General features: G+C 59.6%; 10 protein-coding genes and 1 tRNA gene. 6 read left to right on the top strand and 5 right to left on the bottom strand.

All coding sequences use genetic code 11. The features are described 5' to 3' along the window. Positions 1-10: 10 nt before the first annotated feature. Both J1G18_RS25650 and J1G18_RS25655 read right to left on the bottom strand, forming a co-directional pair. Positions 11-3,481: a PAS domain-containing hybrid sensor histidine kinase/response regulator gene (locus tag J1G18_RS25650; protein ID WP_134785800.1), complete on the bottom strand. Its 3,471-nt coding sequence runs from the start codon at positions 3,479-3,481 to the stop codon at positions 11-13. A gap of 222 nt (positions 3,482-3,703) precedes the next feature. After that, positions 3,704-4,246, bottom strand: coding sequence for a TetR/AcrR family transcriptional regulator (locus J1G18_RS25655; protein WP_098967895.1), 543 nt, complete (start codon positions 4,244-4,246; stop codon positions 3,704-3,706). A 91-nt stretch (positions 4,247-4,337) separates the two neighbouring features. Here J1G18_RS25655 and J1G18_RS25660 point away from each other — a divergent pair, with 91 nt between their 5' ends. The 5 genes from J1G18_RS25660 (at position 4,338) to J1G18_RS25680 (ending at position 11,103) form a co-directional block, all read left to right on the top strand. After that, a complete protein-coding gene (locus J1G18_RS25660; protein WP_223009075.1) occupies positions 4,338-5,540 on the top strand; it encodes an MFS transporter in 1,203 nt (400 codons plus the stop codon). A gap of 74 nt (positions 5,541-5,614) precedes the next feature. Next, positions 5,615-7,555, top strand: a complete 1,941-nt coding sequence (locus J1G18_RS28155) for a membrane-associated oxidoreductase (RefSeq protein ID WP_246881846.1) — start codon at positions 5,615-5,617, stop codon at positions 7,553-7,555. 7 nt (positions 7,556-7,562) lie between these two features. Beyond that, positions 7,563-7,874, top strand: a complete 312-nt coding sequence (locus tag J1G18_RS25670) for a cupin domain-containing protein (protein ID WP_097087529.1) — start codon at positions 7,563-7,565, stop codon at positions 7,872-7,874. 105 nt (positions 7,875-7,979) lie between these two features. Then, on the top strand, positions 7,980-9,131 hold the full coding sequence (locus J1G18_RS25675) for a TDT family transporter (RefSeq protein WP_223009078.1): 1,152 nt from the start codon (positions 7,980-7,982) through the stop codon (positions 9,129-9,131). Positions 9,132-9,228: 97 nt separating this feature from the next. Next, positions 9,229-11,103: an MFS transporter gene (locus J1G18_RS25680; protein ID WP_223009080.1), complete on the top strand. Its 1,875-nt coding sequence runs from the start codon at positions 9,229-9,231 to the stop codon at positions 11,101-11,103. Between the two features lie 99 nt (positions 11,104-11,202). Here the strand turns inward: J1G18_RS25680 and sugE are convergent, their stop codons facing one another. From sugE to rdgC, 3 genes are all read right to left on the bottom strand, one after another. Then, complete coding sequence (sugE, locus tag J1G18_RS25685) at positions 11,203-11,517, bottom strand: quaternary ammonium compound efflux SMR transporter SugE (protein ID WP_003223093.1); 315 nt, start codon at positions 11,515-11,517, stop codon at positions 11,203-11,205. Positions 11,518-11,636: 119 nt separating this feature from the next. After that, complete coding sequence (locus J1G18_RS25690) at positions 11,637-12,602, bottom strand: bile acid:sodium symporter family protein (protein ID WP_135295263.1); 966 nt, start codon at positions 12,600-12,602, stop codon at positions 11,637-11,639. 146 nt (positions 12,603-12,748) lie between these two features. Continuing rightward, the gene (rdgC, locus tag J1G18_RS25695) at positions 12,749-13,669 is read right to left on the bottom strand and encodes a recombination-associated protein RdgC (protein ID WP_003223096.1); all 921 of its coding nucleotides are present in this window, start codon (positions 13,667-13,669) and stop codon (positions 12,749-12,751) included. Positions 13,670-13,828: 159 nt separating this feature from the next. Here rdgC and J1G18_RS25700 point away from each other — a divergent pair. After that, a tRNA-Val gene (locus tag J1G18_RS25700) sits at positions 13,829-13,904 on the top strand. The last annotated feature ends 6 nt before the right edge of the window (positions 13,905-13,910 follow it).

The raw sequence follows: 13,910 nt of genomic DNA on the forward strand, positions 1-13,910 counted from the left end.
AGTCGAACGGTTACAACGGCACATACCGACTCAACAACGCCCGCAACGCCGCCGGTTTCACCGGTTTGGCCAGATAATCCAGCCCTGCCGCATGCACCTGCGCCACCGTCTCCGGGCGGCCATCGGCGCTGATCACCACCCCCGGCACCGGCTCGCCTAACGTGGTGCGCAGCCACGCCATCAGCTCGGTTCCGGTATCGCCGTGGTCGAGGTGATAGTCGACCAGTGCCAGTTGCGGTCGTACGCCATCGTTGAGCAGCGCCGCGCATTCCTCGCGATTGCGCGCCGTCCACACCTGACAGCCCCAACGGCTCAGCAGGCTGTTCATGCCAATCAGAATGCTGTCTTCATTGTCGATGCACAGCACCTGCGCGCCGCTGAGCAACTTGCCGTTCAACTCCACCGCGGCGTTCTGCGGCAGTGATTGCGCCCGGGCCAGCGGTACGCTGACACTGAACACGCTGCCGCGCCCCGGCCACGAGCGTACGCGCAGGGTGTGGCCGAGCACGCGACATAAACCGTCGGCAATCGCCAGGCCCAGCCCAAGACCTTTTTCGGCGCGGGTCTGATGGCTATCGAGGCGCTTGAACTCCTCGAAAATCACTTGTTGTTTGTCTTCCGGAATCCCCGGTCCGCGATCCCACACTTCCAGACACAGTTCACTGCCGCGACGGCGTACGCCCAGCAGCACCGGGCCCTTGGCGTAGCGGAACGCGTTGGTGAGGAAGTTCTGCAAGATCCGTCGCAGCAGCTTGATGTCGCTGTCGATGCGCAACTGGCTGCCGCGCACACGGAACTTCAGGCCTTGTTCCTGGGCCAGCGCCTTGAATTCGGCGCCGAGCGTGTCGAACAGCTCATTGAGCGCGAACGACTTGCGATCCGGGTTGATCTTGCCGTTTTCCAGGCGGGAAATATCCAGCAGGTCGCTGATCAGGTCTTCTGCCGAACGCAGCGAACTGTCGAGGTGTTGCACCAGTTTCTGCGCCTCGCTGCTCAAGCCGTCGTCCTGATGGGAGAGGGCGGCAGAGAACAGGCGCGCGGCGTTTAGCGGCTGCATCAGGTCATGACTGACGGCGGCGAGGAAGCGGGTTTTCGACTGATTCGCGGCCTCGGCATGGCCCTTGGCTTCGGTCAGTGCGACGTTGAGCTGTGACAACTCCTGCGTACGCTCGCTGACCCGTTGTTCCAGGCCTTCGTTGGCCTCGGTCAGCGCCTGCTCGGCTTCGCGGAACGCGGTGATGTCGGTGAAACTCATGACGAAACCGCCGCCGGGCATCGGGTTGCCGATCAGCTCGATCACCCGGCCATTGGGGAACAGGCGTTCGGACGTGTGCGCGCGGCCCTGACGCATCCAGTGCAGGCGCCGGGCGACGTGGACTTCCGCTTCGCCGGGGCCGCACAGGCCGCGTTCGGCGTTGTAGCGAATGATGTCGGCAATCGGCCGGCCGACGCTGATCAAGCCGTCCGGGTAGTTGAACAGCTCCAGATAACGCCGGTTCCACGCCACCAGTTTCAGCGACTGGTCGACCACGCTGATGCCCTGGGTGATGTTCTCGATCGCGCCTTGCAGCAGGGCGCGGTTGAACTGCAGCACTTCCGAGGCTTCGTCAGCGATCCGGACGACGTCCTCCAGCTGCATTTCCCGGCCTTCAATCGCGGCTTTTACTACCGCGCGCGTCGACGAAGCGCCGAGCACACCGGCCAGCAGACGTTCGGTGTGGGCGATCCATTCGCCGTCAGCATTCTGGTTCGGGTTGAAGCCCTTGCCCTGGCGGTAAGCGAAACGAATGAAGCTCTGTCGCGCGCGCTCTTCACCGACAAAGCGTGCCGCCAGTTGCAGCAAATCATCAATCTGCACCGCGAGCATCGAGCGCGCACTCGGCCGCGCGCTGATTTCCTGACCAATGAAGCGCCCGGCCTGCCAGTGTTCCGAAACCCGCGTGCGCGACAGAACCGAGACCCAGGCGAACAAGGTGAAGTTGCCCGCCAGCGACAGCACCACGCCTTGGGTCAACGGAGTGATCGGCAGGTTCAGCGGGTTGCTGTGCAGCCACGCCAAGCCCGGGAACGTGCTCAGCGACCAGCCGAGGCTGTGGGCGGCAATCGGCAGGATCAGCGTGTAAAACCAGAGGAACGTACCGGCGGCCAGACCGGCGAACACCCCACGGCGGTTGGCCTGTTTCCAGTACAGCGCGCCGAGCATCGCCGGGGCCAGTTGGGTGACGGCGGCGAAGGCGATCTGGCCGATGGTTGCGAGGCTTGCGGTGGAGCCGAGCAAGCGGTAACTGACGTAGGCCAGCAACAGAATCAGCACGATGCTCACGCGGCGCACCGAGAGCATCCACTGACGGAACACTTCGAACGGGCGCTCGGCGTTGTTACGGCGCAGCAACCACGGCAAGAGCATGTCGTTGGAAACCATGGTCGACAGCGCTACGCTGGCCACGATCACCATGCCGGTGGCGGCCGACGCGCCGCCGATGAACGCCAGCAACGCCAGGGCCGGATGGGCCTGGGCCAGCGGCAGGCTGATCACGAACGAGTCGGGCAGTACGTGGCTCGGCAGCATCATCTGCCCGGCGAGGGCGATCGGCACCACGAACAGCGCGGCCAGCGCCAGATAAGCCGGGAACACCCACTTGGCCAGACGCAGGTCCTGCGGGTCGATGTTCTCCACCACGGTGACGTGAAACTGCCGCGGCAGGCAAATGATCGCCATCATCGCCACCCCGGTCTGCACCACCATCGATGGCCAGTTAATCGTTTCCTTCCAGTATTCCTCGAGGCGCGGCGCGAGCATCGCCTGATTGAACAGGTCGTCAAAACCGTCGTACAGCCCGTAGGTCACGAACGCGCCAACGGCAAGAAAGGCGAACAGCTTGACCAGCGATTCAAACGCAATCGCCAGCACCATGCCGCGGTGGTGCTCGGTGGCATCGAGGTTGCGCGTACCGAAGACGATGGTGAACAGCGCCAGTACCAGCGAGACGATCAGCGCGGTGTCCTGGGCGCGGGTGCCCATGGCGTCGGCCCCGGCGCCGATCAGCAGGTTCACGCCGAGGACGATGCCTTTGAGTTGCAGAGCGATATAGGGCAGGACGCCAACCAGGCAGATCAGCGCCACCACCACCGCCAGCGATTGCGATTTGCCGTAGCGCGCGGCGATGAAGTCGGCAATCGAGGTGATGTTCTCCTGCTTGCTGATCATCACCATTTTCTGCAGGACCCACGGCGCGCCCAGCAGCAACAGGATCGGCCCGAGGTAGATCGGCAGGAATGACCACAGCTGTTCGGCGGCTTGGCCGACGGCGCCGAAGAACGTCCAACTGGTGCAATAAACCGCCAGTGACAGGCTGTACACCCACGCGCGCATCCGCGGCGGCAACGGTGTGCTGCGACGGTCGCCGTAGAAGGCGATGGCGAACATGATGGCCATATAGGCCAGGGCGACGGCGGCGATCAGCCCGGTGGACAGCGACATGCAACACTCCCGACAAAAGACTCCCCGGCAGTCCTGCCCGGGCGGACAGTCTCGCATGAGTATGGCGGTTAGTCAGTGTCGACCAAGGTCGTGGCGTGGCGGGGTGTCGCAGGTTTGAGACCGGGTGGTTCTGAGGTGACTGGTCGGGCCTCTTCGCGAGCAGGCTCACTCCTACAGGTGGAACGCATTCCAATTGTAGGAGTGAGCCTGCTCGCGAAGGCGTCAGTCCTGTTTCAGCGCGATATCGATCAACCGATGCAGCTCATCCACCTCCAGCGCCGCCGCCGAAAACAGGATCCGGAACACCACCGGCGCCACCACCAGATTGATCAGATGATCAACGCTCGGCGCCGGCTCGTCAGGGTGACGCTCGATGATGGTCTGCAACTGCGCGCCAAGAATCGTCACGCAGTACCCCGGCGTGGCGCTGGCCTGCACGTCGCGCATCATGTTGCGCCCCGGCTCCGAACTCATTTCGTCCAGATATTGCTCGGCCCAGGCGCGGATATCACCGCGCAGGTCACCGGTCACCGCCGGTTCGCTGTCAGGGCGCATGCGGGCGAGGGCGACGTCGGCGAGCAACGCCGCCAGATCACCCCAGCGCCGATAGATTGTCGACGGCGTGACCCCGGCGCGCGCAGCGATTTGCGGGACGGTCACGCTGCTGCGCTCCTGTTCTTGCAGAAGCGCGCGGACTGCCGAATGAATCGACTCTTGCACCCGGGCACTGCGGCCGCCGGGGCGTAAACCTTCTTTAATAGCCATGCGCCAGACCTTAACACAAAGAATTTGCTTTAAGCCAAAGCCGAGAGCACACTCCGCAAAAGCAAAAAATTAGCTTTTGCGGAGTGTGCCCATGACCAGCCTTGCTTCCAACCGTGGCAGCCTGATTTTTCTGGCGATCACCTTACTCAGTTTTCTCGCCGCTTCCACGGCGCCGACGCCGTTGTATCACCTGTATCAGGATCAACTGCACTTCTCGGCAGCGGTGCTGACCCTGATTTTCGGCGTGTATGCCCTGAGTCTGCTGGCGGCGCTGTTGACGGTCGGTTCGCTGTCCGATCATCTGGGGCGCAAACCAGTGATTTTCACTGCCGTGCTGCTCAATGCGCTGGCGATGGTGCTGTTTATCAGCGCCGACAGTGTTGCCTGGCTGATCAGCGCCCGCGTGCTGCAAGGTTTCGCCACCGGCATGGCCACCGCCGTTTTGAGCGCCACACTGCTCGACACCGATCGCCAACAAGGGCCATTGATCAACAGCGTCGCACCGTTGCTCGGCATGGCGCTGGGCAGCATGGGCTGCGGCTTGCTGGCCGAGTTCGCCCCGGCGCCGTTGCAACTGACTTACTGGCTGCTGCTGGCGCTGTTTGTGTTGCAGGCGGTGTATGTCTGGCGTCTGCCGGAAAGCGTCACCCCGCAATCCGGGGCCTGGGCTTCACTGCGGCCAACCCTGCATGTGCCGGTTCAGGCGCGTTCGACCTTATGGCGTGTGCTGCCGCTGAACACCGCAACCTGGGCCCTCGGCGGCTTTTTTGCCTCACTGGCACCGTCGCTGGTGCGCACCGCCACGGGCTCGACGTCGAACCTGATCGGCGGCGCGACTGTCTCGGCGTTGACCGTGACCGGGGCGCTGATGATTTTCACTTTGCGCAATCGTCCCGCCGGCAAAGCCCTGCAAATCGGCTCCAGTCTGCTGCCTATCGGCGTGCTGCTGATTTTGCTCGGCGTGCACAGCGCCAGTCTGGCGCTGTTTTTCCTCGGCACACTGGTCGCCGGTTGCGGCTTTGGCTCGGGTTTCCTCGGCGCGGTGCGCAGCCTGGTGCCGTTGGCCCTGCCGCATGAACGGGCCGGTTTGATGTCGGCGTACTACGCGCTGAGTTATCTGGCGTTCTGTTTGCCGGCGTTGCTGGCTGGGCATTTGACTATCAGCTTTGGTTTGCTGGCGACTACTGACTGTTACGGCTTGGCATTGGTGGTTCTCTCAGTAAGCGGTCTGATTCTGATCTCGCGTCAACCTCTGGTCTCGCGCATTAACCTCAATCCTTCCGCGGGTGAATAATTGTTTGATGGCAAAACGCCTGTTCACTACCATGCGAACCATTATTCGCAGTGAAATGATTTGAGTGAACGAGAATGGATGAAATCGGCGAATTGCTGGGACGCTTGCAGAATGGCAAGGGTGGATTACGTCCTGCTGAGAAGCGCTTGCTGGATTGCTTCAAGCGGGGAGTGATTGCCACCATCACTGACGAGCTCCCCGTCTCGTCGACTGCGGAGAATGTTGTACGAGCAACTTTCCTGCGCGCTCTGATCCTGACGTATTCCAAAGGAGCATTTCTTGGGGAGAATCTTTACCTGCAAGGTGCCTTTATCGAAGGGCCACTTTTTTTAGCGGGCATTTGCGTGACCACCCCGGTCACTTTTAAGAATTGTTTGTTTGAACGGGACCTCAATGTCCGAGGCGCCAGCTTTGAACGTATGCTCAAATTTGAAGGTTGCTCGCTCAAATCTTTTTTAGGTGAACGAATTGTTGTCAATGACAGCCTGGTCTTTTCATCAACTTCTACCAATGGTCTTGTCGAACTCGGCTCGGCCCGAATTGCCGCCAGGCTGGTTTGTTTAGGTTCACAATTTGATGGTGGGGGGGAGTCGTGCCTGGATGCCTCTTTTGCCGAAATACGTACGGGTGTTTATCTTAATGGCGGCTTTTCTGCAAAGGGCTTGGTACGTTTCAGGTCTGCCGTAATTGGCGGGCAATTCAATTGCGTAAATGCAAGTTTTACTGTTGATGACGAACAGTCTCTCGACTTGGATTTTGCTTGTATCAATGGTCCTGTCTTTCTCCGGGACGGCTTTACTTCGAAAGGCACTGTTAATTTGCTGGGTGCAAGGATCTCGGGCCAGTTGAGCTGTAGGCGTTCGAAATTTTTTGCGATTGGAAATGCACATGCGATGACCGCTGAGCGCGCTTTTATCAGAGGTAACGCGCTTTTCAGTCAAGACTGTGAAATCCAGGGGCGACTGCAACTAGCTGGTTTGGAGGTCGAAGGAAATGTTGAGTTTGATGGCGCTGCCATACAGGAGCTACGAGCAAATGAGATGAGAGTGAAAGGGAGGCTCGATTTGCGCGACCTCAAGTCCGCTCCCAAGCAAATCTCGTTTTTAGGAACCAGCGTCGCGACCATCAATGACGATCTTGCTTCATGGGGAGAGCGCCCGATTCTCAATGGTTTTATCTACGACTCTGTGGATGTGCATAAACCGATGCCAGTCAGTGAGCGCATGACATGGTTGAAAAAGCAGAAAGCCTGTCTGGAAAAAGACGAGACGTCACCGATGACATTCAAAGAGCATTTTCGTCCTCAGCCCTGGCGCCAATTGCAGCAAGTACTTGAATCTACTGGCCATACCGAAGAAGCCAAAGAGGTGGGTATTGAGTATGAGCAGTGCTTGCGTGAATCTGGTCGCATTGGTCAGTCACCGAGTACCTGGTCCCCGTCTTTTCGAAAGCTTTACGCCGCCTCCGCGAAGTTCTTGCACTTTCTTTATGGTTATCTGACTGGCTTCGGCTACCGTCCGATGCTACTGCTGCCATGGTTCGCACTGGTTTGGGGATTTTGCACATTGGTCTACTGGAGTGCCGCCAGTTTCGGAGTATTTGCTCCCAGTAATCCCCTGATTTTTCAAAACGAAGCTTATGACACCTGTCGTCCGGACCGGGAGCAGGTGTGGCTCAAAAAGAGTAGTTATCGCACGCCGGCAGAGCTGCCAGATGCGTTCAAGGGATCGGGTAATTGGTATTTATGTGAGAAGCTGCGTGAAGAATATACCGGGTTCAGTCCGATCGCATTCTCACTAGATCTACTACTGCCTCTGGTTGACCTGCACCAGGAAAATGACTGGGCTCCACTGATTGAAACACCAAAAGCCAATCCGGTTTTTGAGTTTTTTAGCTTCTTTATCAGTGGCAAGCGTTGGGTCCGATTTGTGATGTGGTGCGAGATTCTTGCTGGATGGGGCTTCAGCCTGCTGTTTGTCGCTGTGGTTTCTGGTTTGGCACGTCGCAAGGAATAGGACATCGATGAAGATTATCCGCAGCAAGTCGTTCACCGCCGAGCGTGCCTGGGGTGCGCTGGACATTGCCAACATGAACGGCATCACCACGCGCCTGCACTGGACTGATCAGCCTTACAAATGGCACGTCAACGATGGTGAGGAAGTGTTTGTGGTGCTCGATGGTCAGGTGCAGATGCGTTATCGCGAACAGGGTGAAGAAAAGCAGGCGCTGCTTGAGGTCGGGGACATCTTCTACGCCTCAGTCGGTACCGAGCACGTGGCGCATCCGCAGGGCGCGGCGCGGATTCTGGTGATCGAAAGCGAAGGCAGTGTTTGACTGCTTATCTGTAAAGTAGATAACAGATAGAGAAATTACCCGTTATATAGATATTCGATTCGGTTCTACCATGGGCTCAACCTCACCTGAGGACAGGAGTTCATGATGACTTGCCCCAACACCGCCAAACCCGGCATCAAGCCGTTCAGCCAGCTTCAGCATCCACGTGAAGTGATCCGTCAATTCACCCCGAACTGGTTCGCCGCGACCATGGGCACCGGCGTGCTGGCCCTGGCGCTGGCGCAATTACCGGTGGCGATTCCCGGGCTGCACGCGGTGGCCGAGGGTTTGTGGCTGTTCAACATTCTGTTGTTCACCTTGTTTACCTTCGCCTATGCCGCGCGCTGGATTTTATTCTTCGATGAAGCGCGGCGGATCTTCGGTCACTCCACTGTTTCGATGTTCTTCGGCACCATTCCCATGGGTTTGGCGACCATCATCAACGGCTTTCTGCTGTTCGGTCTGCCACGCTGGGGCGAGGGCGTAATTCATCTTGCCGAAGTGCTGTGGTGGCTCGACGTGGCGATGTCGCTGGCCTGCGGTGTGTTGATCCCTTACATGATGTTTACCCGCCAGGAACACAGCATCGACCAGATGACCGCGGTCTGGCTGTTGCCGGTGGTGGCGGCGGAAGTGGCGGCGGCCAGCGGCGGTTTGCTCGCGCCGCATCTGGCCGATGCTCACGCGCAACTGGTGGTGCTGACCACCAGCTACGTGCTCTGGGCATTTTCCCTGCCGGTGGCGTTCAGCATTCTGACCATCCTGTTGCTGCGCATGGCGCTGCATAAACTGCCTCACGAAAACATGGCCGCCTCAAGCTGGCTGGCCCTCGGCCCGATCGGCACTGGTGCGTTGGGCATGTTGCTGCTGGGCGCTGATGCACCAGCGATCTTCGCCGCCAACGGGCTGCCGGGTATCGGTGAAATCGCTGCAGGCGTAGGGCTGGTCGCCGGTATCACCCTGTGGGGCTTCGGCTTGTGGTGGATGTTGATGGCGCTGCTGATCACCGCGCGTTACCTGCGTGACGGCATCCCGTTCAACCTCGGCTGGTGGGGTTTTACCTTCCCGCTGGGCGTGTATTCGCTGGCGACCCTCAAACTCGCCAGCACGCTGAACCTGGATTTTTTCAGCGTGGTCGGCTGCATGCTGGTGAGCCTGCTGGCGGTGATGTGGCTGATCGTCGGTAAACGCACCGTGCAAGGCGCGTGGCGCGGTGAGCTGTTTGTCTCACCTTGTATTGCAGGGTTGAAGAAATAACCTGAAAAGTTTAGGTAAGGTGTGGCCTGGATCGCCGATCGAGATTCCAATAAGCAGATCCAGGCCATTCTCTACCGACCTCAGGGAAACACGGAAGATGAGTCACCCCTCACAGTTCAACCTGCTTCGCACTCGGCGCTTTCTGCCGTTTTTCATCACGCAGTCGCTGGGCGCGTTCAATGACAACGTGTTCAAGCAGTCGCTGATCCTCGCCATTCTGTATCGGCTGACCATCGAAGGTGACCGTTCGATCTGGGTCAACCTGTGCGCGCTGCTGTTTATCCTGCCGTTCTTTCTGTTTTCGGCGTTGGCCGGGCAGTTCGGGGAAAAATTCGCCAAGGACGCGTTGATCCGTCTGATCAAACTCGCGGAAATCGCGATCATGGCCGTAGGATCGATCGGTTTCCTGTTCGATCACCTGTCGCTGATGCTGGTGGCGCTGTTTGCCATGGGCACGCATTCGGCGCTGTTCGGGCCGGTGAAGTATTCGATCCTGCCGCAGGCGTTGCGTGAGGATGAACTGGTTGGCGGCAACGGGCTGGTGGAGATGGGCACGTTTCTGGCGATTCTCGCCGGGACCATCGGCGCCGGGATCATCATGTCCTCGACGCACTACGCGCCGCTGGTTTCGACCGCGATTGTCGGGATTGCGGTGCTCGGTTATCTCGCCAGTCGCAGCATTCCGCGCGCGGCGGCGGCCTCGCCGGAAATGCGCCTGAACTGGAACATCTTCAGCCAGTCCTGGGCCACGCTGAAACTCGGTCTGGGCCAGACGCCTGCGGTGTCGCGTTCGATTGTCGGCAACTCGTGGTTCTGGTTTGTCGGGGCGATTTACCTGACGCAGATCCCGGCCTACGCCAAGGAATGGATGCACGGCGACGAAACCGTGGTGACGCTGATTCTCACGGTGTTTTCAGTAGGCATTGCGCTGGGTTCGATGCTTTGCGAGAAACTCTCCGGGCGCAAGGTCGAGATCGGTCTGGTGCCGTTCGGTTCGTTCGGCCTGACCGTGTTTGGCCTGCTGCTGTGGTGGCATTCCGGTGGAATCCCGGAAAGCGTCAACGGCCACAGCTGGACCGAAGTGCTGGGCTTTGCGCATACCTGGGCGGTGCTGGTCGACATTTTCGGCCTCGGCATTTTTGGCGGTTTCTATATCGTGCCGCTGTACGCGTTGATCCAGTCGCGCACCGCCGAGAACGAGCGGGCGCGGGTGATTGCCGCCAACAACATTCTCAACGCTCTGTTCATGGTGGTGTCGGCGATCGTTTCGATCGTGTTGCTGAGTGTGGTCAAACTGTCGATTCCGCAATTGTTCCTGGTGGTGTCGCTGCTGAACATCGGCGTCAACGCCTACATCTTCAAGATCGTCCCCGAGTTCAGCATGCGTTTCATGATCTGGCTGCTCAGCCATTCCATGTACCGCGTCGAGCACCGCAACCTCGAGGCGATCCCGGACGAGGGCGCGGCGCTGTTGGTGTGCAACCACGTGTCGTTCGTCGATGCGCTGCTGATTGGCGGCGCGGTGCGTCGGCCGATTCGCTTTGTCATGTACTACAAGATCTACAACCTGCCGGTGCTGAACTTTATCTTCCGCACGGCGGGGACGATTCCGATTGCCGGACGCAACGAAGACATCCAGATCTACGAAAAGGCCTTCACCCGGATTGCCCAGTATCTGAAGGACGGTGAGCTGGTGTGCATCTTCCCCGAAGGCAAGTTGACCACCGATGGTGAGATCAACGAGTTCAAGGGCGGCCTGACGCGGATTCTCGAAGAAACGCCGGTGCCGGTGATTCCGCTGGCGTTGCAAGGGTTGTGGGGGAGTTTCTTCAGCCGCGATCCGAACAAGGGGCTGTTCAAGCGGTTGTGGTCGCGGGTGACGTTGGTGGCGGGTTCGGCGGTCGAGGTTGAGGCGGCGCAGCCGGCGAAATTGCAGGGGTTGGTGGGGGCGTTGCGCGGGACTGTCAGGTAGTTGTCACCTGATATGGCCCTATCGCGAGCAGGCTCACTCCTACATTTGAAGCGCGTACCCCTTGTAGGAGTGAGCCTGCTCGCGATAGAGGCCAGTGGCCTAAGCGCTGACCTTGAGACCAATCAACCCGGTAATGATCAACGCCACACTGGCCAGCCGAATCAATGCCATCGACTCGCCAAACAGAATGATCCCGGCAATCACCGTGCCCACGGCACCGACTCCGGTCCAGATCGCATAAGCCGTACCCAGCGGCAATTCCTTCATTGCCAGACCCAGCAGGCCAAGGCTGATGGCCATGGCCGCAACGGTCAGGACGGTGGGGAGCGGGCGGGTGAAGCCGTCGGTGTATTTCAGGCCGACGGCCCAGCCGACTTCGAACAGGCCGGCGAAAAACAGAATGATCCAGGACATAAGAGACCTCCATCGATTGACGGGGCCGTCCCCAGATTGATAACTCGATCGAGCCGCAGGGTCGTCCCCGCGTAGCGCAACAGTCTGCCGAGCATTAATCCGGGGATCAAGTTTCCCGGTCAGTCGGCTGGCTGCTGCGCTAGCGCCTCACGGTCTTCTTTCTCGCTCATGCGCCGGAAGTACGTCGAGAGCAACGCCCCGGAAATGTTGTGCCAGACGCTGAACAACGCGCTCGGCACCGCGGCCAGCGGCGAGAAGTGCGCACTGGCCAAGGCCGCGCCCAACCCCGAGTTCTGCATGCCGACTTCCAGCGCCAGCGACTTGCGCTGCGCCAGTGGCAACTTGAACAGGCGTCCAGTGAAGTAACCCAGCAAGTAGCCGAAGCTGTTGTGCAGCATCACCACGGCCATGATCAGCAGACCGGATTCGGCGATTTTCGCCTGACTGGCGGCCACCACGGCGGTGACGATGATCACGATGCTGACCACCGACACCAGTGGCAACACGTCCACCGCGTGGCGCACCTTGTCGCCGAGCACGCGTTGCGCGACCACGCCGAGCACGATCGGCAGCAGCACCACTTGCAGAATCGACCAGAACAATTCCATGAACGAAACCGGCAACCACGCCGAAGCCAGCAGCCAGATCAGCGCCGGGGTCAGCAACGGGGCGAGGAGGGTGGTGACGGCAGCAATCGCCACCGACAGCGCCAGATCGCCGCGGGCCAGCCAGGTCATGACGTTGGAAGAGGTGCCGCTTGGGCAGCAGCCGACCAGAATCACCCCGACCGCGATTTCCGGCGGCAGGTGGAAGATCTGGCAGAGCAACCACGCCACGCCGGGCATGATCACGAAATGTGCGACCACGCCCAGAGCCACGCGCCACGGATGGCGGGCGACGGCAGCGAAGTCACCGAGTTTGAGGGTCAGGCCCATGCCGAACATCACCAGCCCCAGCAGCGGCACGATCGCGCCCTTGAGGCCGAGAAACCACGCCGGTTGCAGGAACGCGATCACGGCGAAAATCAGAACCCAGTAAGCGAAAGTGTTGCCGACAAAGCGGCTCAGTGCAGCCAGTGCGCGCATGGCCTGTTCCTTATTATTAGTTACACCACAAAACCAATTGTGGGAGCGGGCTTGCTCGCGAAAGCGGCGGGTCAGCCAAGTTAATGTTGAATGACACACCGCTTTCGCGAGCAAGCCTGCTCCCACATTGGGATTTCACAAGGGTTTTAGATCCCCTGCGGAGTCTCTTCACCGCCCAACGCTTCCACCAGCGCCGGCAGGAAGTCGCCGAAGGTCAGCATCATCAGGGTGAAGCTGGCGTCCAGTTGGCCTAGGGCCTCGTCGCCACCGTCCTGTTCCGCCTGATCCTGCAGCAGGTCTTCGAACTTCAGGCGTTTGACGGTCATCTTGTCATCGAGCATGAACGACAGTTTGTCCTGCCAGGCCAGCGACAACTGAGTCACGACTTTACCGGTGCTCAGGTGCAGCTGGATTTCTTCGCTGGTCAGGTCCTGACGCTTGCAACGCACGATGCCGCCGTCTTCGTGGGTATCGCGCAGCTCGCATTCGTCCAGTACGAAGAAGTCCGGGGCGGCTTGCTGGGTGGTGACCCATTCGGTCATCACGGCCGTCGGTGCGGTTTTCACGGTCAGTGGACGCACGGGCAGGGTGCCGAGCACTTCACGCATTGTGGAAAGCAGGTCTTCGGCACGTTTCGGGCTGGCCGAGTTGACCAGGATCAGGCCCTGTTTCGGCGCGATGGCGGCGAAGGTCGACGAGCGACGGATAAAGGCGCGCGGCAGGAACGCCTGGATGATTTCATCCTTGATCTGATCGCGTTCCTTCTTATAGACCTTGCGCATCTGCTCGGCTTCGATCTCTTCGACCTTCTCCTTGACCGCATCGCGCACGACGCTGCCCGGCAGAATGCGTTCTTCTTTACGCGCAGCGATCAGCAGGAAGTCACCGCTGACGTGCACCAGTGGCGCATCTTCGCCTTTGCCGAACGGCGCGACGAAACCGTAGGTGGTCAACTCCTGGCTTGCACATGGACGCGCCAGTTTGGTGGCCAGTGCAGTTTCCAGCGCCTCGGCATCGACAGGCAGGTCTTGGGTCAGGCGATAGATAAGCAGGTTTTTGAACCACATGGGGTGAGTCTCTCCTTTATACAAAGGGGGGCATTATTGTCTTCGCCGGGTCATAGGCCAACCCTTCTCTAAGCCTTTGGAAGGCCTGAGAAAATTAATTAAAAAAGTGCTTGCCAGAGGTTGGGTCGCTCCGTAGAATGCGCGCCACACCGAAGCGAAGGGTGATTAGCTCAGCTGGGAGAGCGTCTGCCTTACAAGCAGAATGTCGGCGGTTCGATCCCGTCATCACCCACCATTCGTT

Origin of the sequence: Pseudomonas sp. MIS38, assembly GCF_019891575.1 — a bacterium.
Lineage (GTDB): Bacteria > Pseudomonadota > Gammaproteobacteria > Pseudomonadales > Pseudomonadaceae > Aquipseudomonas > Aquipseudomonas putida_A.